The sequence below is a fragment of the Herbidospora galbida genome, assembly GCF_005233835.1.
In the GTDB taxonomy this organism is placed as follows: domain Bacteria; phylum Actinomycetota; class Actinomycetes; order Streptosporangiales; family Streptosporangiaceae; genus Herbidospora; species Herbidospora galbida.
This window is the reverse complement of the sequence record NZ_SZQA01000027.1, coordinates 1-25,127: the sequence shown is the minus strand read 5'-3', so window position 1 is coordinate 25,127 and position 25,127 is coordinate 1. Positions and strand designations below refer to the sequence as shown.

The window sequence follows — 25,127 nt, the reverse complement described above, 5'->3', positions numbered from 1 at the left end:
CTATAAGGGGCTATGACTGAGAGCTTCCCTCGCCTGCATGCCCGGACCCGCCGGTTCACGCTCGGGGTGCCGCGCGGATTCACCCTCACCCCCTCCGGTGACAAGGTGATCTTCCAGCGGACCAAGTCGGGCACCGACCCCGTGACCTGCCTGTGGGAACTCGACGTCGCCTCGGGCGAGGAGCGGCTGCTCGTCGACCCGCTGATCCTCGGCGCGGCCGAGGAGGAGCTGCCACCGGAGGAGCGGGCCCGGCGTGAGCGCGCCCGCGAGTCGGCCGGCGGCGTGGTCGGGTTCTCCTACGCGGGGCACCGGATCGTCTTCACCCTCTCCGGCGCCCTGTACGTCTGGGAGGCCGGCGAGATCCGGTGGCTGAAGACCCCGGGCGGGGTGATCGACCCTCGCCTGTCCCCCGACGGCGGCAAGGTCGCCTACGTCAGCGGCGGGCGCCTGCGGGTGCAGGACCTGGAGACCGGCTCCGACTTCGAGGTGGCCGGGGAAGACGGCGCGACCTGGGGCCTGGCCGAGTTCATCGCCTCCGAGGAGCTCGACCGGATGCGCGGCTACTGGTGGTCGCCCGACGCCTCGGCGCTGCTGGTCGCCCGGGTCGACGACTCGCCGGTGCAGATCTGGCACATCGCCGACCCGGCCAACCCGGGCAGCGACCCGGTCTCGGTCGCCTATCCGGCGGCCGGCACCGCCAATGCGCGGGTCAACCTCTACATCGTGGGGCTCGACGGGATCCGCACCGAGGTGCCGTTCGAGCACGAATACCTCGTCACCGCCTCCTGGGACGCGTTCGGGCCGCTCATCGTGACGCTGGCCCGCGACCAGAGGTCGCTACGGCTGCTCTCGGTCGACCCGACGACCGGCGGCACCACCCTGATCAGGGAAGACGTCGACGAAGCGTGGGTCGAGGCGGCTCCGGGCGTCCCGGCGCACACCGCCGACGGCGCCGTGGTCTGGGTCGCCGACGCCGACGGCGGGCGGCGGCTGTTCGTCGGCGCCGACCCGGTGACGCCGCCGTCGCTGCAGGTCCGCAGCGTGGTCGACGTCGACGACAACGTCGTGCTGTTCACCGCGAGCGGCGGTGACCCGGCACAGGTGCAGCTGTGGGCGTACGCCCAGGGGACCCTCAGCCCCCTCTCGACCGACGCGGGCGTGTTCACCGGACGCCGCAGCGGCGGCGTGACCGTCGTGGTGGCCCAGTCGCTCGACCACGAGGGCGTGTCGGTGCGGGTGATCCGGCTCGACGGGAGCTCGGCGCCGATCGCGAGCGTGGCCGAGCGGCCCGGTCTCGACCTGCGGATCTCCCTGTCGCGGGCCGGCTCCCGTGAGCTCTCCACGGCCGTCCTGCTGCCGTCGTGGCACGTCGAGGGGTCGGCCAAGCTGCCCGTCCTGATGGACCCCTACGGCGGGCCGCACGCCCAGCGGGTGCTCCACTCGCACCGGATGTTCCTGGAGCCGCAGTGGTGGGCCGAGCAGGGCTTCGCGGTGATCGTCTCCGACGGGCGCGGCACGCCCGGACGCGGCCCGGCCTTCGAGCGCGAGGTCCACCACGACTTCACGATCACCCTCGACGACCAGGTCGAGGTGCTCCAGTCGATGCCCCACCCCGACCTCGACCTGACCAAGGTCGCGATCCGGGGCTGGTCGTTCGGCGGCTACCTGGCGGCCCTGGCGGTGCTGCGGCGGCCCGACGTGTTCCACGCCGCCATCGCGGGCGCCCCCGTGACCGACTGGCGGCTCTACGACACGGCGTACACCGAGCGCTACCTGGGCCACCCGTCGGAGGGCCACTACGAGCACTCCTCGCTCCTCGCGGACGCGGAGAAGCTGGAGCGCCCGCTGATGCTGATCCACGGCCTGGCCGACGACAACGTGGTGGCCGCCCACACACTGCGGTTGTCGTCGGCGCTGCTGGCCGCCGGGCGGCCGCACACCGTGCTGCCGCTGTCGGGCGTCACCCACATGACGCCGCAGGAGGTCGTGGCCGAGAACCTCCTGCTGCTCCAGGTCGAGTTCCTGCGCCGTGCCCTCGGTTAACGTCGCCAGCTGTCCCACAGGGCGGCGTAGGGGCCGCCGGCCTCGACCAGTTCCTCGTGGGAGCCGAGTTCGCTGATCCGGCCGTCCTCGACGACGGCCACCCGGTCGGCGTCGTGGGCCGTGTAGAGACGGTGCGCGATGGCGATCACGGTGCGCCCGTCGAGGACCGCCGCCAGCGACCGCTCCAGGTGGCGGGCCTGGCGGGGGTCGATCAGCGAGGTCGCCTCGTCCAGCACCAGCGTGTGCGGGTCGGCCAGCACCAGCCGCGCCAGCGCGAGCTGCTGCGCCTGCGCGGGCGAGACGCTCACCCCGCCCGACCCGACCTCGGCGTCCAGGCCCAGCTTCTCGGCCCACTCCCAGGCGTCGACCGCTTCCAGGGCCTGCCTCACGGCGTCGTCATCGGCCTCGGGACGGCCGATGAGGACGTTGTCGCGCAGCGTCCCCTTGAACACGTGGTGCTCCTGGGTGACCAGGGCGACCTGGCCGCGCAGCTCGCCGAGCGGCAGCTCGACCAGCGAGGCGCCGCCGACGGTGACCGTGCCGGTCCGGGGCCCGTGGATGCCGGCCAGCAGCCGCCCGAGGGTCGACTTGCCGGCCCCCGACGGGCCCACCATGGCCAGGCGCTCACCCGGCCTGACGTCGAGGTCGATGCCGTGCAGGACGTCGTGTCCCTCCCGGTACGCGTACCGCACGTCCTCGGCCTTGATCGCGTCGCCGTCGGGGGTCGCCCCGGACGGGGCCCGGTCGTCGGGCACGTTGGCGACGCCCAGGAGGCGGGCCATCGAGGCGCTGCCGACCTGGAGCTCGTCGATCCACGACAGCAGCCGGTCGAGCGGGTCGACGAGCTGCTGGATGTAGAGCGTGCCCGCGGTCACCTGGTACACCGTGACCCAGTCCTGCGTGTAGAACAGGCCGCCGATGAACAGCGTGGCGACGACCGGGATGACGTAGCCCATCTCGACCGCCGGGAACCAGACGGTCCGCAGGCTCAGCGAGTAGCGCTCGGCCGCGTAGGAGCCCCGGATGTCCTCGTCGGTCCGGTCGCGGCGGCGATCCTCCAGGCCCAGGGCCTCGACCGTGCGGGCGCCCTCGACGGTCTGCGCGAGTCCCTCGGTGAGGGTGGCGTACGCCGCGCCCTCACGCAGATAGGCGGGCCCCGACCGGTTCAGGTACCACCGGGTGGAGATCCAGATCAGCGGCACCGCCAGCAGCGACGGCACCGCCATGAGCGGTCCGCCGACCACGAACAGCGCGCCGACCATGAACACGCCGGTGACCAGCGCGATCAGGATCTCCGGCACGGCGTGGCGGACGGTCCGCGACAGCGCGTCGACGTCGCGGGAGGTCCGGGTGATCAGGTCGCCCGAACCGGCCCGCTCGACCGTCGACAGCGGCAGCGCGAGGACCCGGTCGACGAACTCCTCGCGCAGCTCGGCGAGCACCCTCTCGCCCAGGCGCGAGGACGCGAAGACCGCGAACCGGGTCAGCACCGCCTGGGCGGCGACGAAACCGGCGATGGCCAGCGCGATCACGCTGACGTTCACGTCCCTGGCGCCGTCGGCGACGTCCTGGACGAGGCCGCCCAGCAGCGCCGGGCCGGCCAGGCCGGAGAGCGCGGCCAGCCCGTGGAGGGCCAGCGCGGCCGACAGCCGCCTCGGATACTTGACCATCAGGCGCCGGGCGTAGGCGCGTACCTGCGCCTTGTCGGCGACCGGCAGGATCTCTCGGCTCATCGGTCCTCCCCCCGGGTGACGGTGGAACGGTATGCGGTGCTGGCGGTCAGCAGCTCGCGGTGGGTGCCCTCGGCCACCGCTTTCTCGTGCTCCACGTAGTAGACGTGGTCGGCCCGGTCGAGCACGAGCGGGCTCGTGGTGACGACCAGGGTGGCCCGCCCGGCGCGGGCCTTGGCGAGGCGTTCGGCGATCCGGGCCTCGGTGTGGGCGTCGACCGCGCTGGTCGGCTCGACCAGGATGAGGATCTCCGGGTCGGCGGTCAGCGCCCTGGCCAGCCGCAGCCGCTGCTGCTGGCCGCCGGAGAACTCCCGTCCGGCCTCGGCCACGTGGGTGTCCAGGCCGTCGGGCAGCGCGTCGACGATGTCCTCCGCGCAGGCCGCGTGGACGGCCGCCTCGACGTCGCCGTTCCCCCTGACGTCGAGTTCGTCGCGGAGGGTCCCGGCGAACAGCGCGGCGGCGTTGTCGGCGACCACGACGTGCGCCCTGAGGGCCGCTTTGGGCAGGTCCTCCGTCGGCACGCCGCCGAGCGTCACCCGGCCGTCCGAATAGCGGCCCAGCCGGTCGGCGATGGCGATGGCCTCTTCCGGGATGGCCGCGGCGAGCGCGGTGACCACGCCCTCGCGGACGACGACGCCCGACTCCTCGTCGCGCAGGTCGCCGTGGCGGAGCTGGGCGGCCCCGCCGGTGATCTCGGGCTCCAGCGACAGGATGCGGACGACCCGCTTCGCGGCCACGGCGCCCTTGGTCAGCCGGTCGGCCGCCTCGGTCAGCGTGCGCAACGGGGCGATGAGGAAGACGGCGTACCCGTAGAAGGAGACGAGCTCGCCCGCCGACAGCTCGCCCGCGAGCGCGAACCGCGCGCCCAGCCACGTCACCGCCGCGACCAGCAGGCCGGGCAGCAGCACCTGCGCTCCTTCGAGCAGCGACTCGACCGACGCGACCCGCACTCCCGCGCCCCGGGTGCGCTGCGACTCGACGCGGTAGCGGTCGGCGAAGACCTGCTCGCCGCCGATGCCGCGCAGCACCCGCAGTCCCGCGACGATGTCGCCGGCCCGGGTGGCGAGGTCGCCCTGGAGGTCGCGCTGGGCGTGCTGGCGGCGGTGCAGCGGCTTGAGCAGCGGCGTGATCGCCAGCGCCATCACCGGCACCCCGATCAGCACGAGCAGGCCGAGCGGCAGCGAGGCCGACAGCATGATGACGGTGACCACGGCGACCGCGACGACCGCGCCGGACCCGCGCAGGATGATGTCCATCGCGTTGCCGATGTGGGCGATGTCGGAGTTGCCGACGCTCACCACCTCACCGGTCGACAGGCGCTTGGGCAGGGTCGCGCCGAGGCGGGTGGCCTGGCGGCTGGTGAGCTGGACGGTCTTGTAGGCGGCGTTGAGCCAGGTGTAGACGGCGCAGCGGTGCCGCAGGATGCCGGTGACGGCCTGCACCACCCCGAGCGCGAAGACCACCGCCGACCACTGCGCGAGCCCGCGGACGTCCTTGTCGATCATCGCGTCGACACCGCTGCCGAGGGCGGCCGGGATGAGTGCCTGGGCGACCCACCAGGCGAGGGCATAGGTGATGCCCAGCCAGAGGGGCAGGCCCTGTTCGCGAGCCATCCACCAGAGGTATCTGCCGGGCCCGCGCGTGTCTGGTTCGCCGGGATCGCCGGCCGGAAGAGCGCGCATCCTTCCAGCGTGGCAACCTCGCTGAACGGCCGTCCAGCCATTTACGTCAACGCGGGTTGACATGAAGGGTGACGTCAACCTACATTGACACCATGAACGAGACAGCGCAGCTCGCCTCCGACGCGAGCAGCCGTGATCCCTCGATCGGTCTGCGGGCCGTGAGGGCGCTACGGATCCTCGTCGACCGCCTGGAGGCCCTCCAGGTCGAGAACGCCCGTGAGCAGGGTTGGTCGTGGCAGGACATCGCCGTCCACCTCGACGTCACCAGACAGGCCGTCCACAAGAAGTACGCGGGCGGGCGCGGCCTGCTCAGACGGGGAGACTGACGATGTTCGAACGATTCACCGACGACGCCCGCCGGGTCGTCTCCGCCGCCCAGGTGGAGGCCCGGCGCCTGAACCATCCGCGCATCGGCACCGAACACCTCCTGCTGGGCATGCTCCGGGACCCGGAGTCGCTGGCCGCCCGCGTCCTCACGGGCCTCGACCACGGAGGCGCCGAGGCCCGGCTGCGCGACATCCTCAACCAGCCCGGCGGGCGCGGGCCCGACCTCGACGCCGAACTGCTCAGCACCATCGGCATCGACCTCGACGCCATCAGGGAGAAGGTCGAGGAGGCCTTCGGGCCCGGCGCCCTCGACCGCGAACCGGTCCGCGACCACCGGGGCCACCTGCGCAGCGGAAAGCACATCCCCTTCGGCCCGCGCGCGAAGAAGACGCTGGAGCTGTCGCTGCGCGAGGCCATCGCGCTCAAGCACAAGGCCATCACCGACGGGCACGTCCTGCTGGGTGTGCTCCGCGAGGGCGAGGGCCTGGCCATGCAGATCATCGTCGAGGCCGGCATCTCCCCGGCGCGGGTCCGCGAGGCGCTCGTCGAGGAACTCGGCTCTCCGGCCAGCGGCCGGCGCTGAAAAAGCACGATCCCCCGCCAAGACCGGCCATTTGGACCTTGGCGGGGGATCGAGCGTCCCTGTCCCTACCCAGACTTGCGGGATGCTCTCAGGTAGTCGGCGTTCATGCGAGCGATCGTGTCGAGAGGAATGCCCTTAGGGCATACCGCGGTGCATTCGCCGGTGTTGGTGCAGCCGCCGAAGCCCTCCTCGTCCATCTGCTCGACCATGGCGCGGGCCCGGGAGCCGCGCTCGGGCTGACCCTGCGGGAGCAGGCCCAGGTGGGTGATCTTGGCGGCGGTGAACAGCGAGGCCGAGCCGTTCGGGCAGGCCGCCACGCACGCGCCGCACCCGATGCAGGTCGCCGCGTCGAACGCCGAGTCGGCGTCGAGCTTCGGCACCGGGGTGGCGTGGGCGTCTGGCGCCGATCCGGCCGGGACGGAGATGAAGCCGCCCGCCTGGATGATGCGGTCGAACGCCGACCGGTCGACGACCAGGTCCTTCACCACCGGGAACGGGCGGGCCCGCCAGGGCTCGATGACGATGGTGTCGCCGTCGTTGTAGTGGCGCATGTGCAGCTGGCACGTGGTGGTGTTCTTCTGCGGGCCGTGCGCGACGCCGTCGATCATCATCGAGCACATGCCGCAGATGCCCTCGCGGCAGTCGTGGTCGAAGGCGATCGGGTCGTCGCCCGCCAGGATGAGCCGCTCGTTGAGCACGTCGAGCATCTCCAGGAACGACATGTCCGGGGAGACGTCCTCGATCTGGTAGCGGACCAGCCTCCCGTCGTCGTCGGGGCCGCTCTGCCGCCAGACCTTCAGGGTGAGGTTCACTTGTAGCTCCGCTGGGTCATCTTCACGTACTCGTACTCGAGGTCTTCCTTGTGCAGGACCGGGCCGTCGGGGGTGGACTCCCAGGCCGCGACGTAGGCGAAGTGCTCGTCGTCGCGGAGGGCCTCGCCGTCGGCGTCCTGCGACTCGGCCCGGAAGTGGCCGCCGCACGACTCGGTGCGGTGCAGGGCGTCCAGGCACATGAGCTCGGCCAGGTCGAAGAAGTCGGCCACCCGGCCGGCGCGTTCGAGGGCCTGGTTGAGCTCCTCGTTGACGCCGCTGACCTTGACGTCGCGCCAGAACTCCGCGCGCAGCTCGGGGATCCGCTCCAGGGCCTTGCGCAGGCCCTCCTCGGTCCGCTCCATGCCGCAGTAGTCCCACATGAGCTTGCCGAGCTCGCGGTGGAAGGAGTCGGCGGTGCGGGTGCCGTTCACCGACAGCAGCTTCTCGATCCGGTTCTTCACCGCGATCTCGGCCTCCGCGACCTGCTGGTCGTCGATGGCGTCGAACTTGTGCGCGTCGGCCAGGTAGTCGCCGATGGTCGTCGGCAGCACGAAGTAGCCGTCGGCCAGGCCCTGCATCAGCGCGCTCGCGCCGAGGCGGTTGGCGCCGTGGTCGGAGAAGTTGGCCTCGCCGATCACGAACAGGCCCGGGATGGACGACTGGAGGTCGTAGTCGACCCAGAGCCCGCCCATCGTGTAGTGGACGGCCGGGTAGATGCGCATCGGCTGGGTGTACGGGTCCTCGCCGGTGATGCGCTCGTACATCTCGAAGAGGTTGCCGTACTTCTTCTCCACGGCGTCCCGGCCGAGACGGGCGATCGCGTCGGCGAAGTCGAGATAGACGCCCAGGCCGCCCGGCCCGACGCCGCGGCCCTCGTCGCAGACGTTCTTGGCGGCGCGGGAGGCGATGTCACGCGGCACCAGGTTGCCGAACGCCGGGTAGATGCGCTCCAGGTAGTAGTCGCGCTCGTCCTCGGGGATCTCCGCCGCCGGACGGGTGTCGCCGCCCTTCACGGGCACCCACACGCGGCCGTCGTTGCGCAGCGACTCCGACATCAGGGTCAGCTTCGACTGGTATTCGCCGGAGACCGGGATGCAGGTCGGGTGGATCTGGGTGTAGCAGGGGTTGGCGAACACGGCCCCCTTCTGGTGGGCCCGCCAGATCGCCGTGGTGTTGCAGCCCTTGGCGTTGGTCGACAGGAAGAACACGTTGCCGTAGCCGCCGGTGGCCAGCACGACCGCGTCGGCCAGGTGGGTCTCGACCTCGCCGGTGACCATGTCGCGCACCACGACGCCGCGCGCCCGGCCGTCGCTGACGATCAGTTCGAGCATCTCGTGGCGGGTGTGCATCTCGACGGTCCCGGCCGCGATCTGCCGCTCCAGCGCCGAGTAGGCGCCGAGGAGCAGCTGCTGGCCCGTCTGGCCGCGCGCGTAGAAGGTGCGCGACACCTGGGCGCCGCCGAAGGAGCGGGTGTCGAGGAGGCCGCCGTACTCGCGGGCGAAGGGCACGCCCTGGGCCACGGCCTGGTCGATGATGTTCACCGACACCTGGGCGAGGCGGTAGACGTTCGACTCCCGGGCGCGGAAGTCGCCGCCCTTCACGGTGTCGTAGAAGAGGCGGTAGATCGAGTCGCCGTCGCCCCGGTAGTTCTTGGCCGCGTTGATGCCGCCCTGCGCGGCGATCGAGTGGGCCCGGCGGGGCGAGTCCTGGTAGCAGAACGACTTGACCTTGTAGCCGAGCTCGCCCAGGGTCGCGGCGGCAGAGCCGCCCGCGAGGCCGGTGCCGACCACAATGACGTTGATCTTGCGCTTGTTGGCCGGGTTGACCAGCCGCGCCGAGAACTTGCGCTTCTCCCAGCGGTCTTCGATCGGGCCCTCGGGCGCCTTGGTGTCCTTGATCGGCTCACCGAGCTGGTAGTTCATTTCACCACTCCGAACGTGATCGCCAGCGGGACGACCAGGAAGCCGATCGTCAGCAGGCCGCTCAGCGCCGCCGCGCTCAATGTGAGAACCGGGTAGCGCCGGGCCAGGCCGAGGGTCTGCAGGGCGCTCCACAGGCCGTGCCGCAGGTGCAGGCCCACCATGACCACCGAGATCACGTAGAACACCGTGATGTACCACCGGGCCGGCTCGAACCCGGCCACCATCCGGGCGAACGGGGTGGCCTCGTGGCCCTCGGGGTTGGCCACGCCGAAGGTCATGTCGAGCAGGTGGTAGATCACGAAGAAGAAGATGATCACGCCGCCCCAGCGCATGGTGCGGGTCGCGTAGCCGTTGGCGCGGGATTTCACGCGGGCGGCGTACTTGACCGGGCGGGCGTGCGCCGCCCGGCGGGCCAGCACGATCGCCGAGTACATGTGGGCCGCGATCGCGACGACCAGGCCCGCCTCGAGAAGGGTCAGCAGGCCCCGGTGCGGCAGCAGCGGGTAGCCGACCTCGCGCAGCCAGGCGGCGTAGCCGTTGAACGACTCGGCGCCGGCGAAGATCTTCAGGTTGCCGGCCATGTGGGCGACCAGGAAGAAGACCAGGACCGCGCCCGACACGGCCATGACGGCCTTGAGAGAGTTCGACGAGACCCGGCGCCGGGATCGCCGGGGCCTGGTGGGTATCTGGGTGACCGGTTCGGTGGCCTTGCCCCGGTCGATAGTGGCAGTCACGTAACAGGACGCTAAGTACCTGCACAATCGACGTCCAAGTCATCGAGGTTCTCGTTTCGATAGCCGGTGGCTATGTGCTCTGGCCTGGCGCGGAAGCCCTTCCGGCCAGGGTGATCGCATGCGACGAAAGTCACAGCCGTAAGGTGATGAACTGTGCAGTTGCAGCAGCTCGCCTACTTCGTGGCGGTGGCGGAGACGCGTCACTTCACCCACGCGGCCGAGCGGATGCGGGTGGCCCAGCCGTCGTTGAGCAAGCAGATCAAGACCCTGGAGACCGACCTCGGCGCGCCCCTGTTCAGCCGGGCGCGCGGCAACGTCACGCTCACCCCCGCCGGGGAGGCCCTGCTGCCGCTGGCGCGGCGCATGCTGGCCGACGCCGAGACGGCCCGGCGCGAGGTCGCCGAACTCGCCGGGCTGCGGCGCGGCCGGGTCAGGCTCGGGGCCACGCCGTCGCTGTGCGCGGGGCTGCTGGCCGACGCGCTCGCCCGGTTCCACCACGACTATCCGGGGGTGGAGATCCAGGTCGAGGAGGGCGGCTCGCGCGACCTCGTGCGGGCGCTGGCCCGGGGGCAGCTCGACCTGTCGCTGATCATCCTGCCGCTGCAGAGCGACGACCCGTCGCTGGTCACCGAGGAGATCCTCCGGGAGCACCTCGTCGTGGCCACCCCCGCCCATCTGGCCGCCCCCCGCCGGTCCCATGTGCGCATCGACGAGCTGCGGCGCCGTCCGCTGGTGATGTTCCGGCGCGGGTACGACCTGCGCGAGGCCACCCTGAACGCGTGCCGGCAGGCGGGGTTCGAACCCCGGTTCGCCGTGGAGGGCGGCGAGATGGACGCCGTCCTCCGCTTCGTCGAAGCCGGACTCGGCGTGGCCGTGGTGCCCTCGATGGTGCTCGACGGACGGCCCGGCCTGGTCGGCGCCCCCCTGCTGCCGGGGCTGCGCAGAACCGTTGCGCTGGCGCACCGCAAGGATGTTGAGCCGACCCGTGCGGCACAGGCTTTCAGGGCCGTTCTGCTGGGCTTCCTCGACGAAGCGACCCGCGAGGGCACCCTCCCAGAAGGCGTCGAAGCGCTCCCCCAGCACTAGTAGCCTGTCGCTACTATTTGGGGTGCCCTCCTCTGGAAAGAGGCCTTCGTGCCCGCTCTCTCCCATGGTCTGCCCGACCTCGTCACCCTCCTCCTGATCGAGGACGACGCCGAGGACGCTTTCCTTGTCGAGGAGCTGCTGGCCGAGGCGCAGAAGCCGCCGAAGATCATCTGGGCCCGCAGCCTCGCCGAGGGACGCGACCGGTTCACCGCCGAAGTGAGCTGTGTCCTGGTCGACCTGTCGCTGCCCGACGCGATGGGTCTCGACGCCGTCCGCCAGGTGACCGCCATGGCGCCCGACACGGCCGTGGTCGTGCTGACTGGCCTCAACGACGTGCAGATCGCCATCGACGCGGTCGCGGCCGGCGCCGAAGACTACCTGATCAAGCAGGACGTCGACGGCAAGCTGCTGGCCCGCGCGATCCGCTACGCCATGGAGCGCAAGCGCGGCGACATCGCCGAACGCGAGCTGGTGGCCCAGCGCCTGATCCGCGAGGAGACCGCCCGGCTCGAACACGGGCTGCTGCCGACGCCGATCCTGCACACCGACGCCCTGGTCCACCAGTCGACCTACCTGCCCGGCCGCGAGGCGGGGCTGCTCGCGGGCGACTTCTGGGACACCATCCAGACCGGCAACGGGGCGATCCACGTCCTGGTCGGCGACGTCTGCGGGCACGGGCCCGACGAGGCCGCGCTGGGCGCGGCCCTGCGCATCGCGTGGCGGACCCTCACCCTGGCCGGGCTCGACGGCAACGGGGTGCTCCGGACGATGGACTCGGTGCTGCGGCTGGAGCGCGGCTCACCGGAGATCTTCACCACGCTCGTCACCGCGACGATCGCCCCCGGCCTCGACTCGGCCCGGCTCTACGTGGTCGGGCACCCGCCGCCCGTGGTTATCCTCGGTGACGACGTCGAGGTGGTCACCGAGATCCCGTCGGGTCCACCGCTCGGGATCTTCCCCGACATGGAGTGGATTCCGGTCGACATCACCCTGGGCGGGCCCTGGTCGCTCCTCTTCTACACCGACGGGCTCATCGAGGCCACCGTGGGCGACGGCCGCGACCTGCTGGGCACCGAGGGGCTGATCCGTTTGGTCCGCGAGCAGGGCGGTATCTTCCTCGACCAGTTGATCGAAGAGGTCAAGACCATGCACGCCGACGCGCTGACCGACGATCTCGCGGCCGTCGCGCTCTCCCGGAGGTGACATGAGCAGGACCCTCAGTCCGCTCGCCCCGCCCAAGCCGCCGCGCGGGCTGGGCAGGCTCCCCGCGGGCCGCTGGTTCCTCCTGGTCGGCGCGATCGTGACGTTGCTGTTCGCGGCGTCGATCGCGTTCACCCTCAAGACGATGAACGACACCCGCGAGGCCCGGGCGACGCTCATCGAGGTGATCGACCCGCTCGTGCTCCACACCCTGGAGATGTCGACGTCGATCTCCAACGAAGAGAGCACCATGCGCGGCTACGGCCGCACCAACGAGGCCTTCTACCTGCAGGACTACGACATCGCCGAGAAGGCGTCGGCGACCGCCAAAGCCAAGATCGAGGCCCTGCTGCCGCGTGTGCCCGAGCTGCGGGACGAGGCCGACCGCCTGTTCGCCGCGACCGACAACTGGCGAAGGGTCTACGCCCAGGAGATCGTCCGGCAGGTGCCCGAGACCGGCAAGGACACGGCCTCCAACCTGGCGCCGGTGAACACCGAGGCGTTCGGCGCCGTCCGCGCCGCCCTGGCCGCCCAGCAGAGCCACCTGACCCTCCTCCACGGCGACGCCGCGAGCCGCCTGGAGCGGGGCTGGGACGTCTTCTACGGCGCGCTCGCCACCCTCGCCGCCGTCCTGCTGCTGGCCGCGATCGCCTTCACGCTCCTGGTCCGCTACGTCGTCCTACGGCCCGTCGCGGCCCTCCAGGCCCAGGTACGCCAGGTCGCCGCGGGCGACTTCGACACCCGGCTCAACGTGACCCGCCCGGCCGAGATGGCCGAACTGTCGGGCCACGTCGACGCGATGCGCCGCCGGGTGCTGCGCGAGTGGCGGGAGACCCAGCGGGCGCAGCAGGCCCTGGCCGACCAGGCCGCCGAGCTCAAGCGCTCGAACAGCGAGCTGGAGCAGTTCGCCTACGTCGCCAGCCACGACCTCCAGGAGCCCCTGCGCAAGGTCTCCAGCTTCAGCCAGATGCTCGAACAGCGCTACGGCGACCAGCTCGACGACCGGGCCAAGCAGTACATCAAGTTCGCCGTCGACGGCGCCAAGCGCATGCAGCTGCTGATCAACGACCTGCTCGACTTCAGCCGGGTCGGCCGGGTCACCGGCGACCGGGTGCCCACCTCGACGACCGAGGCGCTGCAGACCGCGCTCGACAACCTGGGCGCCCGCATCGAGGACACCGGCGCCACGGTCGTCCACGACGACCTGCCGGTGGTCAGCGGCAACAAGCTGCTGCTCACCCAGCTCTTCCAGAACCTGATCGGCAACGCGATCAAGTTCCGGTCCGAAGAGCCCCCGAAGATCGTCGTCACCGCCGAGCGTAAAGACGGAATGTGGGAGTTCGCCTGTTCCGACAACGGCATCGGTGTGGACGCGAAGTACGCCGACCGCATCTTCCTGATCTTCCAGCGCCTGCACCCCCGGGACGTCTATCCCGGCACCGGCATCGGGCTGGCGCTGTGCCGGAAGATCGTCGAATATCACGGTGGCCGGATCTGGCTCGAAGAGAGCCCCGATCACAAGGGCACCACGTTCCGCTGGACTCTGGAGGCCACTGATGAATGAGCTGCGCTGGATCGACGTCCTGCTGGTCGAAGACGACCCGGGTGACGTGCTGCTCACACAGGAGGCCTTCGAACTGAACAAGGTCCGCAACAAGCTGCACATCGTCAACGACGGCGAGCAGGCGTTGCGGTTCCTCCGCCACGAGGACGAATACGACGGTTCACCCCGTCCCGACCTGATCCTGCTCGACCTCAACCTGCCGCGTAAGGACGGCCGGGAGGTGCTGGAGGAGATCAAGGCCGACCCGGAGCTGCGCTCGATCCCCGTGGTGGTGCTGACCACGTCGGAGGCCGAGGAGGACATCGTGCGGAGCTACAAGCTGCACGCCAACGCGTACGTCTCCAAGCCGGTGGATTTCGACCAGTTCATCCGGGTAGTACGACAGATCGATGATTTCTTCGTGACTGTCGTGAAGCTCCCGGGCAATTCCCACAGGGGGTCATGATCAAGAAACGTGACAGGAATCACAGGCCAGAAGTCAGTGACCCTCCTCACACGTATCTATGACATGGTCGTAACGTAGCCCCCACCAATACGGCGTGGCGACGCGGCGGTTCGGCGCGAGCCGCCCAACACGGCGTCACGCGGTCAGTTCCGGTGGAAGGTCTCCGATGACCCAGCAGACGGCCGAGAGCCCGGCCAGAAAACAACGCGCTCAGCTCAAGGTGCGTACGCTCCGCACCGACCGATGGTGGCTCGCCCCGGCGCTCACGTTCGCCGGTCTCACCTTCTTCTTGATCTACGGTTTCTGGGCGATCTTCGACAAGAGTTACTTCGTCGAGCCCTATATCGCGCCCTTCTCGTCGCCGTGTCTGACGACGGCGTGCCCGGAGGGCGCCCGGCTGTTCGGCTGGGCCCCGATCGGCGACTGGTTCGCGTTGCCGCCCGGCCTGATCATCCTCGGCCTGCCGGCCGGCTTCCGGTTCACGTGTTACTACTATCGGAAGTCGTACTACCGGTCGTTCTGGCTGAGCCCGCCCGCCTGCGCCGTCGGTGAGCCGCACAAGAAGTACACCGGCGAGACCCGCCTCCCGCTGGTCATCCAGAACGTCCACCGCTACTTCTTCTACGGTGCGATCCTGATCGGCGCCATCCTGAGCTATGACGCGATCCTCGCACTGATCCACAAGCCGGCGGGGCTGGGCACCTGGATCCTGCTCATCAACGCGGCCCTGATCGTGCTGTACACGCTGTCGTGCCACTCGTGCCGGCACATCACCGCCGGGCGGCTGAACCACTTCTCCAAGCACCCGCTGCGCTACCGGGCCTGGACCTTCGTCTCCAAGCTCAACGCCAAGCACATGCAGCTGGCGTGGGCGTCGCTGTTCTCGGTGATGATCGCCGACTTCTACGTCCGCATGGTGGCCAAGGGCGTCATCACCTTCCCGTTCGCGTAAGGACTGTTCACCGTGGAACGTCACGAATACGACGTCGTCGTCATCGGAGCCGGCGGAGCCGGCCTCCGGGCGGCGATCGAGGCACGTCAGCAGGGCAAGCGCACCGCGATCATCTGCAAGTCGCTGTTCGGCAAGGCGCACACCGTCATGGCCGAGGGCGGCGCGGCGGCGGCGATGGGCAACGTCAACTCCGACGACAACTGGATGGTCCACTTCCGCGACACCATGCGGGGCGGCAAGTTCCTGAACAACTGGCGGATGGCCGAGCTGCACGCGAAGGAGGCTCCCGACCGGGTCTGGGAGCTGGAGGCGTGGGGCGCGCTGTTCGACCGCACCAAAGACGGCAAGATCAGCCAGCGCAACTTCGGCGGGCACGAATACCCGCGCCTGGCCCACGTCGGCGACCGCACCGGCCTGGAGATGATCCGCACCCTCCAGCAGCGCGTGGTGGCCCTGCAGCAGGAGGACTTCGAGGTCCACGGCGACTACGAGGCCTACATCAAGGTCTTCGCCGAGTGCACCGTCACCCGTCTTCTGAAGGACGGCGACGCGATCTCCGGCGCCTTCGCCTACTGGCGCGAGACCGGCAAGTTCATCGTCTTCGACGCCCCGGCCGTGGTCCTGGCCACCGGCGGCATCGGCAAGTCGTTCGTGGTCACCTCGAACTCCTGGGAGTACACGGGCGACGGCCACGCGCTGGCCCTGCTCGCGGGCGCGAACCTGATCAACATGGAGTTCATCCAGTTCCACCCGACCGGCATGGTCTGGCCGCCGTCGGTCCGGGGCATCCTGGTGACCGAGTCGGTCCGCGGCGACGGCGGCGTGCTGACGAACTCCGAGGGCCGCCGGTTCATGTTCGACTACATCCCGGACGTCTTCAAGGACAAGTACGCCACCACCGAGGAGGAGGGCGACCGCTGGTACACCGACCAGGCCAACAACCGCCGCCCTCCGGAGCTGCTGCCGCGTGACGAGGTCGCCCGCGCGATCAACGCCGAGGTCAAGGCCGGCCGTGGCTCACCCCAGGGCGGGGTCTTCCTGGACGTGTCCTCGCGGCTCCCGGCCGCCGAGATCATCAAGCGGCTGCCGTCGATGCACCACCAGTTCAAGGAGCTGGCCGACGTCGACATCACCGCCGAGCCGATGCAGGTCGGCCCGACCTGCCACTACGTCATGGGTGGCGTCGAGGTCGACGCCGACACCGGCGCGGCCTCGGTGCCCGGCCTGTTCGCGGCCGGCGAGGTGTCGGGCGGCATGCACGGCTCCAACCGCCTGGGCGGCAACTCCCTGTCCGACCTGCTGGTCTTCGGCCGCCGGGCGGGCGCGGGCGCGGCGGCGTACGTCGACTCGCTGGGCGCCAAGCGCCCGCAGGTGACCGGCGTCGAGGAGGCCCACGCCGAGGCGCTGGCCCCGCTGGAGCGCCAGGGCGGCGAGAACCCCTACGAGGTCCACCACGAGCTCCAGCGCACGATGAACGACCTGGTCGGCATCATCCGCAAGGAGAACGAGGTCGCCGAGGCCCTGCAGGTGGTCGAGAAGCTCAAGGAGCGCGCGACCAACACGACCGCCCCCGGCGGCAAGATCTACAACCCCGGCTGGCACCTCGCCATCGACCTGCGCAACATGCTGCTGGTCAGCGAGTGCGTCGCCAAGGCCGCGCTGCTGCGGCAGGAGAGCCGGGGCGGCCACACCCGCGACGACTACCCGGCGATGGAGCCGGAGTGGCGCCGCAAGCTGCTGGTCTGCTCGGCCAAGCCCGACGGCTCCGACGTCCAGGTCGTCGAGAAGACCCAGGTGTCCATGCGCGGCGACCTGATCACCCTGTTCGACCGGGCCGAGCTCTCGAAGTACCTCACCGAGGATGAACTCGCGGAGTACGACGCCGCGGCCAAGGAGTTGTCATGAGTTACAAGGGCAAGTTCCGCGTCTGGCGCGGCGAAGGCGGAGAAGGCCGCCTGGAGGACTTCACGGTCGAGGTCAACGAGGGCGAGGTCGTCCTCGACGTCATCCACCGGCTGCAGGCCACCCAGGCGCCCGACCTCGCGGTGCGCTGGAACTGCAAGGCCGGCAAGTGCGGCTCGTGCTCGATGGAGATCAACGGCAAGCCGCGCCTGGGCTGCATGACCCGCATGTCGACCTTCACCGAGGACGAGACCATCACGGTCACCCCGATGCGCACCTTCCCGGTCATCAAAGACCTGGTCACCGACGTGTCGTACAACTACCAGAAGGCCCGCGAGATCCCGTCGTTCACGCCGCCGAAGGACGTGAAGCCGGGCGAATACCGCATGCAGCAGATCGACGTGGAGCGCTCGCAGGAGTTCCGCAAGTGCATCGAGTGCTTCATGTGCAACAACGTCTGCCACGTGATCCGTGACCACGAGGAGAACAAGACCCACTTCGCGGGGCCGCGTTTCCTCATGCGGATCGCCGAGCTCGACATGCACCCCTACGACGTGGCCGACCGCAAGGACTCCGCGCAGGAGGACCACGGCCTGGGCTACTGCAACATCACCAAGTGCTGTACGGAGGTGTGCCCCGAGCACATCAAGATCACCGACAACGCGCTGATCCCGATGAAGGAGCGCGTGGTCGACCGGAAGTACGACCCGCTGGTGTGGCTCGGCAACAAGATCTTCCGCCGCTGACCCCACCCGTGAAAAGGCCGGCCTGGTTCTCCAGGCCGGCTTTCTCGTTCTTCCCGCCGGACGGTTCTCGTCGCGGCCGGGTCGGGAGCGGGGGCCGGCGCCGGATGCGGCGGGCGGCGGAGACGGCGGTCGGGGCCGGGGTGGGCGGAGCCGTAACGGAGCAAAGAAGGAAGACCGGCCCGGGAGCAGGGCCGGCCTTCGCTCAGGGGACTACCAGGGGGACGGGGCCGGGGGCGCCACGACCGGCGGGCGGTCGTCGCACGTGATGGTGTTGGGCAGCTGCCAGGCGCCGGCCCACGGGCCGGTGGTGCCGCCGCCGTCGTTGCCGCCGAGGTCGGTCACGGAGAACTCCGAGCCGGTCGGCGGGAAGTTGAACGAGCCGCAGTTGTTGATGCCGACGGCCCCGACGTTGCGGGCGTCGACGTTCTCGAACGACGCGCCGCCCTTGACGCGGGCGCTCAGGACCGACGTGCCGGTGCCGTCGATTCTGACGTTCTTGAACTTCACGCCGGTGATCGAGTAGAGGTCCTTCACGCCCCACTCGCTCACCATCATGATCGCGTTGTAGGTGCTGTCGAGGTAGTGGTCGCCGGTGACCTGGATGTCGTTCTCGATCGAGCGGTCGAGCGCGTAGAACCAGATCGAGCCGAGGCCCAGCCGCCAGTTCAGGTCGAAGGTGCCGGCCCGGACCGTGGTGTTGTCGGTGAACTTCAGGGTGCCGGTGAAGGGCTCGGCGCCGAAGCGGGACCCGGCGTGCAGGCCGGAGCCCTCACGCAGCGGGTCGGCCACCAGGTTGTTCGAGACGACGTTGTCCTTGCCGCCGTAGATCGCGATGCCGTTGGCGAGCGTCGGGGTCTGCACGGTGTTGCGGTCGAAGACGTTGCCGACGTTGGGGTTCTTCTCCGACCACATGGCCAGGCCGTCGTCACCCGTGTTGCGGATGAAGTTGTTGGCCACCACCGAGTTGGTCACGCCGCCGTGGAAGTTCAGGGCGTCGGCGATCTGGTCGACGATGATGTTGTCGGTCACCTTGATGTTGTCCATCGGGCCGTCGAACCAGAGCCCGACCTTGGTGTGCCGGATGTACAGGCCCTTGATCGTCGAGTCGCTCATCGCGCCGCCGATGCCGTTGACCTGGTCGGTGTCGATCCGTTCCCGTACGTCGCCCTCGATGGTGAAGCCCGACAGGTGCACGTTGCGGCTGCCGCCGTCGGCGGCGTCCTTGCCGTAGAAGCCGACGCCGGTGTGCACCGAGCCGTCGGGGGCCGGGGTCGGCAGCGCGACCTCCTTGCCCTTGATGATCGTGTACCAGGACCCGGCGCCCTCGATCGTCACGTCGTCGACGATGATGTGCCGGTTGACCTGGTAGGTGCCCGGCGGGATGTAGACCTTCAGGTTGCTCCGCTTGGCGAACGCGATGGCCTTCTCGATGGCCGGGGCCGAGTCCTTGCGGCCGGTCGGGTCGGCGCCGAACAGCAGCACGTTGGCGGCCAGCACCCGCACGTGGGGGGCGCCGACGACCTCGGAGTCGAGCAGGTCGATGACCGTCCAGGCGGCGTTGGTGTTCGCCGGGGCGGTCAGCCGGACCTTGTCACCGGCCTTGTACGTCTTGCCGAGCAGGAGCCGCTGCTCGTCGTAGAAGTGCATCGGCCGGAACGGCTTGGTGATCTCGGGCGTGGGGCTCGTCGCGGCCGGCACGCACTGGCACTCGGTGATCCACCAGTCGGGGTGCAGCAGCCCGGCGTTCGGGTCGTTGGTGAACGGATACTGGTTGTAGAGCCACGCGAACTGGCTGGTCAGCGTCAGGGTCTTCTTGTTGCCGCCGTTGACGGTCAGGTTCAGCGGAGCGGTGATGCCGCCGCCGTTCGGGGCGTCGGGGACGCTGTAGCGAACGGTGACGGCGTTGGCGGCCTTCGGCAGGGTGAACTCCACCCACTGCCCGGGGGCCAGCTTGACCGCCTTGCGGCCCGAGGCCTCGGCCGGGAGCGTGTACGCGTTCCTGTCGGGGCCGATCACGACGCCGTTGGTGGCCGCGTTCTCGGCCTCCTGCTCGACGAACGGGACGTTCGCGCCGCGGCCCGCCACCAGCGACGGGTCAAGTGCGGCCCGCGTCACCGCGGTCGGGGTCGCCGTCTGATGAGCCGTCTGATGAGCCGCCGCCGGGCCGGCCACCACCAGGCCCAAGCCCACGGCGGTGGCCGTGACCGCCGCCAACGCCACTCTTCGTGACATCTCGTGCTCGTTTCTGTCGGGGGGTGAACACCTGAGGGTGAGGTGACAGTAGGTCGCCCGTGCCCCGCTCCACAAGAGTCCTGCGAAATAGTTTCGTAACGCTCTCGCTTTCTTGCGCGCTTTGAAGTCGCGTGTTGCGCGCGAACGCAACGCACGACCAGGTCGGACGTCATGTGCACAAAAAGAAACAGCCCTCCGGTCAGGAGGGCTGTCACAGGGTCTGATCAGTAGGGGCGGCGGCCCTGCTGCGTCTCGTCGTCGTCGGGCGGATGGTTGGAGCTTTCGAGGACGTAACCCTTGGCATAGGTCGGCGACGGCGGCGTGGGTGCCGGCGGAGGCGTCGGCGGCTGCTGCTGGTAGACGTAGGGCTGCGTGTAGTCCTGCGCCGGCGGGGCGGCCGGGGTCGGGAACGGCATCGGGTAGGGCACCGGGACGTAGTTCACGACCTGCTGCGGCGGCTGCTGCGGATAGGGCTGCGCGTACGGCTGCGGGCCGTAGGGGTGCGCGTAGGCCTGCGGGCCGTAGGGCTGCATCGGGTAGCCCGGGTAGGGCATCATCGCCATGTTCGGCGGCAGCTGCGGGCCCGCCTTGCGGACCGCCGCCGCGTGGGCCAGGCGGCGCAGCCGGCCCTCGAAGATCAGCCAGGCGAGCAGCGCCAGCAGCACCAGCACGGCGGCCGGGACGGCCAGCTTGCGGCTGAGCGTGACCTCGTCGAAGTAGGGCGTCGCGTTGCGGATCTCCACCTGGGCCGTCTCGGGCACCGGCTCGTTCATGCCCTGGGACGGCTGGGTGCCGGCGGGCGGTTCGGCCGGGGCCAGGCTGACGCCGGGCTCCGACTCGGCCGGCTCGCTCGGCACCGTCTCGGCGGGCGGCGGCGCGACGTCGTTCGTGGGCGGCGCGACCGGCTGCTCCTGCGTCACCGTCGGGATCGGCTGCTCCTGCGTCGGTTCCTCGTCCTGCGTCGGCTGCGCCTGAGGGGTCGTCGGCTTCTTCGTCGGCGACGGGGTGACCGTCTGGGTGACGGTGACCACGGCCTCCGACGGGGTCGGCGACGGCGTCATGGTGACCGTCGTGGTCACCGTGTCGCAGGACTGGTTCACGTCACATGGATCGACCGGGTTGGCGGCGCTCGCGCCGGCCGCCACCATCACGGCCACGCCGAGCGAACCGACCACCGCGGCCAGCACCGCCGCGGCTCTCCTGGGTGCTCGACCGACCACCGGGTTCCTCCGCCGCTTTTGCCTGACTCCGTACGTCAAACAAATACTAGTCCGGCAAAGTAACGGCAAACCTCACTTTGGTTGCGGGTCGGAAACGACCTTGCGCCGTCCGAGCCGCATCTGCAGCGCCAGCACGGCGATCAGGGCCGCGATCGCGGCCACCACGCCCGGCCAGCCCTTGACGAGGTCCAGACCCGAATCCTCCTGCGCGATCGCCTGTGTGTTGTTCAGCGACCGGGTCAGCGGCGGACCGCTCGGCGTGGGCGTCGCCATCGGCATCAGCAGCTCGGGCGGCGTGCCGCCCTCGACCATCCCGGGCGGCAGCGGCGCGCCCGGCGGCAACTGCGGGAGCGGCGGCAGATTCGACAACGCTCCTGACAACGGCTCCTGCATCAGCTCGCCCGGCATGGGCGCGGGGGCCGCGTTCGGCATCGGGTGCGGCACCCCCTGCGGTCCCTGCGGCATGTTCCCGCCCGGACCGGCGGGCTCCCCGATCGCCATCTGACCAGGGGCGACCTGGGGCTCCTGGCCGGGCTGAGGCGCCGGGGGCAGATCCGGTTGCTTGCCGGGCGCACCGTCGACGAGCGGGCTCTGACCAGGGTTGACATTGGCCGGCATCTCGGGCACCGGGATGCCGGGCATGGCCTGCGGCTGAGCCATGGGCTCGACGAGCTGGGGACCCTTGGGCCCTCCCTGCTCTCCCCCACCGGGAAGCTGCGGCGGGCCCTGCGGCGGGCCCTGCGGCGGGCCCTGCTCCGGCCCGCCCTGGAGCTCGGGCCAGTTCGGCATCTCGGCCTCGGTGATCCGGGGCCGGTCTCGCATTTCGCCCTTGTGCACCCGGGGCCGGCGTTGCTTCTCGCCACGCGCCCTCGGGCGGCCCTGCTCCTCGGCCCCCCGGACCCTCGGGCGGTTCCGGCCCTCGGCGTGCCGGGTCCGGGGCCGCGACATGATCTCCTGGGTCGAGGGGTCGGCCGGAGCGTAGACCGGCGGCTGGGCCTGGCTATCGAAGGGCTGCATCGGCGGCGCGACCATGCTGTGGTCCTGCGCTTCGGCCATCTGCTGCACGACCTGGCTGTCGGCGGCGTACACCAGCGGGTGGCCCTGGGAGTCGCCCGCCTGCGCCGGGGCGTGGGAGGTCACCCGGGCGGCCTCCTCGGCGAACTGGCCGGCGAGGGCGCGGGCCTCCGCGTCGGCCACCGAGGCCGACTCGGCCGACTGGGTCACGCCGTCGGCCAGCTCGCCCGTCGCCGCGAGCGCGCTCAGCTTCCCGGGCGGCAGCGAGCTGAGGCGGGCGCACACGACGGCCACCCGGCGGGCCAGCTCGGCCGTGTCGAGGTTCAGGCGCATCGCGGCCGGCGCCTCGACGAACAGCCCCGGGCCCGTCATCGTCTGGGCGGGCTGGTCGGGCTGGTCGGGACTCGTCTGGACGGGGCAGCGCCAGCCCGGCGCGGTCGCCTCATCTGGCCCCGAGCACGCCGCGTGATCACAGGGGAGCGCCAGGCGGAACCGCCAGACGTCGCCGGTTCTCATCCACCGGCCGGGATCCTCCGAGGCCATGGCCGGTGCGGCCGACAGCGCCAGGATTCCGGCCCCGACTAGGGACACCACACGTCCTGCGACCACCAGAATCCCCTCCCCGATTACACTCAGTAATCGTTATGGCCGGAGAGGGGCGACTCAACCCTCCTTGAGGAGATCTTGGACCTCCCGGACGATGGGGAGATCGGCGGGCAACCACGGCACCGATTCGAACTCGAACGGCTCGAGCCACCGCAGGGCCAGGTGTTCGCGCGCCTCCGGCGTACGCCCGCACACGATGGTCGACAGCCAGATCCGCAGCACGTAGCCGTTGCTGAGCGGCCAGTCGCCGCCCACCTTCTTGCCCGGTTCGACCGTGACCCCGAGCTCCTCCTCGCACTCGCGTATGAGCGCGTCGAGGTCGCTCTCTCCCGGGTCGACCTTCCCGCCGGGAAACTCCCATCCGCCGCGAAGTTCCGGCGGTTCGGCCCGCTGAGCGCTCAGCAGACGGCCGTCCGCGATGATCGCGGCCCCTACGACGACCTGTGTCATGCCTGCCTAGGTTAGGGCCTGACGCTTGAGCTGCTCCAGCACATCGGGATTCTGCAGCGGCCGCGTGAAGCCGACGATGGCGCCGCGGTCGCGGTAGGTGGTCACCTTGATGGGGCCGCAGAGCGTGCAGCGCGCCTCGACCATCTTGCCCGGCGAGACGACCATCCCCACGTGGCCGGGGTTGTCGGCCGAGGTCCCGGGGCCGGAGTTGAAGAACACCAGATCGCCGGCCTGCTCTTCGCCGGCGTCGATGCGCACCCCGAACGGCCACTGCCCGAACGTGGTGCGGGGGATGTTCAACCCCGCGTTCCGGTACGCCATGTAGATGATCCCCGAGCAGTCGTAGCCGTCGGGCCCGGTGCCGCCCCAGACATAGGGCTTGCCGCGCTGCGCGAGGGCGTAGTCGAGGATCCGGTCGACCACCGCGTTGGGCGCGTCGTAGGCGACCTCGCAGGCCGGGTTGGCCTCGGGCGGCACGTCGACCGAGCCCGACTGGGCGTACTTGGCGGCGATCTCCAGCACCTGGTCGACGTACCAGTTGGCGCGGTTGTAGACGAACAGGGCCTTGCGCAGGTCGTCGGGGGCGCCGTTGCGTTTGAGCATCTTGGCCGCGCCCAGGATCGCGTCGGCGGGGTTGTAGACGTCGGCGACGCCGTCGTCGTCGCCGTCGGAGGCGTAGCCGTTGAACTCCGACGGGATCGGGATCCGCGCCTTGCCGCCCCACGTGCTGATGAGGAACTGCATCGGCCCGGCCGCGCCCGCGTAGTTGGTGCCGCTCTGCACGCCCGGCAGTTCGGACCGGCCGTGGTCGGTCTCGCGTTTGCCGACGGCGGCCAGCACGTTCCACTGCACGCCGACGGTCTCGCCGTGCCGCTTGTAGAGCTCCAGCATCTCCGGCGGGATGTCCTCCTGCGCGGTCTCCGACAGGTCGGAGGTGTCGACCTCGCAGGCCGCCGAGCCGCCGCCCATCATGATGTTGGGCAGCGGCGTCATCAGCACGATCGCGCCGAACATGGTCAGGGGGACCACGACCGCCAGCAGCCCGGCCAGCCACTTCCACTTCGCGAGCCGGGTCGTGGTCACGGGGTGACGTCCCCGTCCTGGCCGCTGCCGGCCAGCTGCAGGTCGTAGACCCGCCAGTCGGCGCCGGCCTGGACGACGGTGACCGCGTAGTCCTCCACCTGGTTCCTGGCCCCGCTCACCGCGGTGATCTCGGCGGTGCCCTCGACGACCACGACGACCGAGTTGGCCGACATGTCGCGGATCGACTTCAGCCGCGCCGACCCCTTCGACACGATCTGGTCGGCCGAGTCGTGCTCGACGGCGGCCGGGGAGGTGACCGTACGGGTCAGGTCGTCGCCGAACTCGACCGTGGTGAACGCCTTGAGCCGGCCAGCCCGGCCCACCGGGTCGTCGTAGCTGTAGGTGCCGTAGGCGGCGGTGAACCGCCGGGCCAGGTCGGCCGCCGCGCCGAGCTGGTCACGCGACAGCGGCAGGTAGGAGTAGACGTCGAACTCGGCCGACGGCGTGGTCGCCACCTGGCTCGGCACGGCCACCGGCGGAGCGGTGACCGTGCGCGTGGATTCCGGCCCAACGGGGCCTGCCGTCCCGACCTCGCCGCCGCCGTCGTCCAGGGTCGTTAAATAGATCCCGAGCGCGGCCAGTACGACGACGGCGGCGACGAACAGGCCCTTCCTCCGGCCGTCGTTCATGATCAGTCCTTGTCGCGGGGCCGCAGCCAGAACGGCGCGGCGCTGTCACCACCACTGCCGCTACCGCCGCCCCCGCCGCCGCGACCGCTGTCGGAGCGGCCCGGCAGCCACAGCGGCGGCGCGTCGGAGGAGCGGGCGGGCCGATCGGCCGGCCGCGCCGGCTCT

21 protein-coding genes are annotated in these 25,127 nt (G+C 70.4%); 10 read left to right on the top strand and 11 right to left on the bottom strand.

The features are described from left to right. Positions 1 to 12: 12 nt before the first annotated feature. Positions 13 to 2,043 (top strand): prolyl oligopeptidase family serine peptidase, encoded by a 2,031-nt coding sequence (locus tag FDA94_RS25200; RefSeq protein ID WP_137249558.1) that lies wholly within the window; start codon positions 13 to 15, stop codon positions 2,041 to 2,043. On the opposite strand, the gene FDA94_RS25195 is transcribed toward FDA94_RS25200, so the two are convergent. Beyond that, positions 2,040 to 3,776 (bottom strand): ABC transporter ATP-binding protein, encoded by a 1,737-nt coding sequence (locus tag FDA94_RS25195; RefSeq protein WP_137249557.1) that lies wholly within the window; start codon positions 3,774 to 3,776, stop codon positions 2,040 to 2,042. The two genes, FDA94_RS25200 and FDA94_RS25195, sit on opposite strands and share 4 nt — an antisense overlap. Further along, entirely contained in the window at positions 3,773 to 5,386 is a 1,614-nt protein-coding gene (locus FDA94_RS25190) for an ABC transporter ATP-binding protein (RefSeq protein WP_246060146.1), read from the bottom strand. The genes FDA94_RS25195 and FDA94_RS25190 overlap by 4 nt, the downstream gene beginning before the upstream one ends. Positions 5,387 to 5,547: 161 nt before the next feature. Between FDA94_RS25190 and FDA94_RS25185 the strand changes: the two genes are divergently transcribed. Together FDA94_RS25185 and FDA94_RS41375 are read left to right on the top strand one after the other, a co-directional pair. Next, complete coding sequence (locus tag FDA94_RS25185; RefSeq protein ID WP_030451855.1) at positions 5,548 to 5,781, top strand: hypothetical protein; 234 nt, start codon at positions 5,548 to 5,550, stop codon at positions 5,779 to 5,781. A 2-nt stretch (positions 5,782 to 5,783) separates the two neighbouring features. After that, entirely contained in the window at positions 5,784 to 6,365 is a 582-nt protein-coding gene (locus tag FDA94_RS41375; protein ID WP_137249555.1) for a Clp protease N-terminal domain-containing protein, read from the top strand. Positions 6,366 to 6,430: 65 nt separating this feature from the next. Here the strand turns inward: FDA94_RS41375 and FDA94_RS25175 are convergent, their stop codons facing one another. From FDA94_RS25175 to FDA94_RS25165, 3 genes are read right to left on the bottom strand one after another with little or no spacing between them, the layout of a single operon-like run. Beyond that, entirely contained in the window at positions 6,431 to 7,177 is a 747-nt protein-coding gene (locus FDA94_RS25175; RefSeq protein WP_137249554.1) for a succinate dehydrogenase/fumarate reductase iron-sulfur subunit, read from the bottom strand. Then, a complete protein-coding gene (locus FDA94_RS25170; RefSeq protein ID WP_137249553.1) occupies positions 7,174 to 9,099 on the bottom strand; it encodes a fumarate reductase/succinate dehydrogenase flavoprotein subunit in 1,926 nt (641 codons plus the stop codon). The genes FDA94_RS25175 and FDA94_RS25170 overlap by 4 nt, the downstream gene beginning before the upstream one ends. Continuing rightward, complete coding sequence (locus FDA94_RS25165; RefSeq protein ID WP_342778523.1) at positions 9,096 to 9,833, bottom strand: succinate dehydrogenase cytochrome b subunit; 738 nt, start codon at positions 9,831 to 9,833, stop codon at positions 9,096 to 9,098. Before FDA94_RS25165 ends, FDA94_RS25170 begins: the two co-directional genes overlap by 4 nt. A 153-nt stretch (positions 9,834 to 9,986) precedes the next feature. Between FDA94_RS25165 and FDA94_RS25160 the strand changes: the two genes are divergently transcribed. The 7 genes from FDA94_RS25160 (at position 9,987) to FDA94_RS25130 (ending at position 17,728) form a co-directional block, all read left to right on the top strand. Continuing rightward, positions 9,987 to 10,919, top strand: a complete 933-nt coding sequence (locus tag FDA94_RS25160) for a LysR family transcriptional regulator (protein ID WP_137249552.1) — start codon at positions 9,987 to 9,989, stop codon at positions 10,917 to 10,919. A 48-nt stretch (positions 10,920 to 10,967) separates the two neighbouring features. Beyond that, positions 10,968 to 12,122, top strand: a complete 1,155-nt coding sequence (locus tag FDA94_RS25155; protein WP_137249551.1) for a PP2C family protein-serine/threonine phosphatase — start codon at positions 10,968 to 10,970, stop codon at positions 12,120 to 12,122. Between the two features lies 1 nt (position 12,123). Further along, positions 12,124 to 13,683, top strand: coding sequence for a sensor histidine kinase (locus tag FDA94_RS25150; RefSeq protein ID WP_137249550.1), 1,560 nt, complete (start codon positions 12,124 to 12,126; stop codon positions 13,681 to 13,683). After that, positions 13,676 to 14,128, top strand: coding sequence for a response regulator (locus FDA94_RS25145; protein ID WP_137249549.1), 453 nt, complete (start codon positions 13,676 to 13,678; stop codon positions 14,126 to 14,128). Before FDA94_RS25150 ends, FDA94_RS25145 begins: the two co-directional genes overlap by 8 nt. 166 nt (positions 14,129 to 14,294) lie before the next feature. Further along, entirely contained in the window at positions 14,295 to 15,080 is a 786-nt protein-coding gene (locus tag FDA94_RS25140; protein ID WP_137249548.1) for a hypothetical protein, read from the top strand. 3 nt (positions 15,081 to 15,083) lie between these two features. After that, on the top strand, positions 15,084 to 16,985 hold the full coding sequence (locus FDA94_RS25135) for a fumarate reductase/succinate dehydrogenase flavoprotein subunit (protein ID WP_137249547.1): 1,902 nt from the start codon (positions 15,084 to 15,086) through the stop codon (positions 16,983 to 16,985). Continuing rightward, positions 16,982 to 17,728, top strand: coding sequence for a succinate dehydrogenase/fumarate reductase iron-sulfur subunit (locus FDA94_RS25130; RefSeq protein ID WP_062339010.1), 747 nt, complete (start codon positions 16,982 to 16,984; stop codon positions 17,726 to 17,728). Before FDA94_RS25135 ends, FDA94_RS25130 begins: the two co-directional genes overlap by 4 nt. 210 nt (positions 17,729 to 17,938) lie before the next feature. Here the strand turns inward: FDA94_RS25130 and FDA94_RS25125 are convergent, their stop codons facing one another. From FDA94_RS25125 to FDA94_RS25100, 6 genes are all read right to left on the bottom strand, one after another. Then, positions 17,939 to 19,960, bottom strand: coding sequence for a glycosyl hydrolase family 28-related protein (locus FDA94_RS25125; RefSeq protein ID WP_137249546.1), 2,022 nt, complete (start codon positions 19,958 to 19,960; stop codon positions 17,939 to 17,941). A gap of 224 nt (positions 19,961 to 20,184) precedes the next feature. Next, positions 20,185 to 21,147: a hypothetical protein gene (locus tag FDA94_RS25120; RefSeq protein WP_137249545.1), complete on the bottom strand. Its 963-nt coding sequence runs from the start codon at positions 21,145 to 21,147 to the stop codon at positions 20,185 to 20,187. A 105-nt stretch (positions 21,148 to 21,252) separates the two neighbouring features. After that, a complete protein-coding gene (locus tag FDA94_RS25115; RefSeq protein WP_137249544.1) occupies positions 21,253 to 22,785 on the bottom strand; it encodes a hypothetical protein in 1,533 nt (510 codons plus the stop codon). Between the two features lie 72 nt (positions 22,786 to 22,857). Beyond that, positions 22,858 to 23,250, bottom strand: coding sequence for a (deoxy)nucleoside triphosphate pyrophosphohydrolase (locus FDA94_RS25110; RefSeq protein ID WP_137249543.1), 393 nt, complete (start codon positions 23,248 to 23,250; stop codon positions 22,858 to 22,860). Positions 23,251 to 23,256: 6 nt separating this feature from the next. Then, positions 23,257 to 24,333 (bottom strand): C40 family peptidase, encoded by a 1,077-nt coding sequence (locus FDA94_RS25105; protein WP_246060145.1) that lies wholly within the window; start codon positions 24,331 to 24,333, stop codon positions 23,257 to 23,259. Then, the gene (locus FDA94_RS25100; RefSeq protein WP_246060144.1) at positions 24,330 to 24,962 is read right to left on the bottom strand and encodes a hypothetical protein; all 633 of its coding nucleotides are present in this window, start codon (positions 24,960 to 24,962) and stop codon (positions 24,330 to 24,332) included. Before FDA94_RS25100 ends, FDA94_RS25105 begins: the two co-directional genes overlap by 4 nt. Between the last annotated feature and the right edge of the window lie 165 nt (positions 24,963 to 25,127).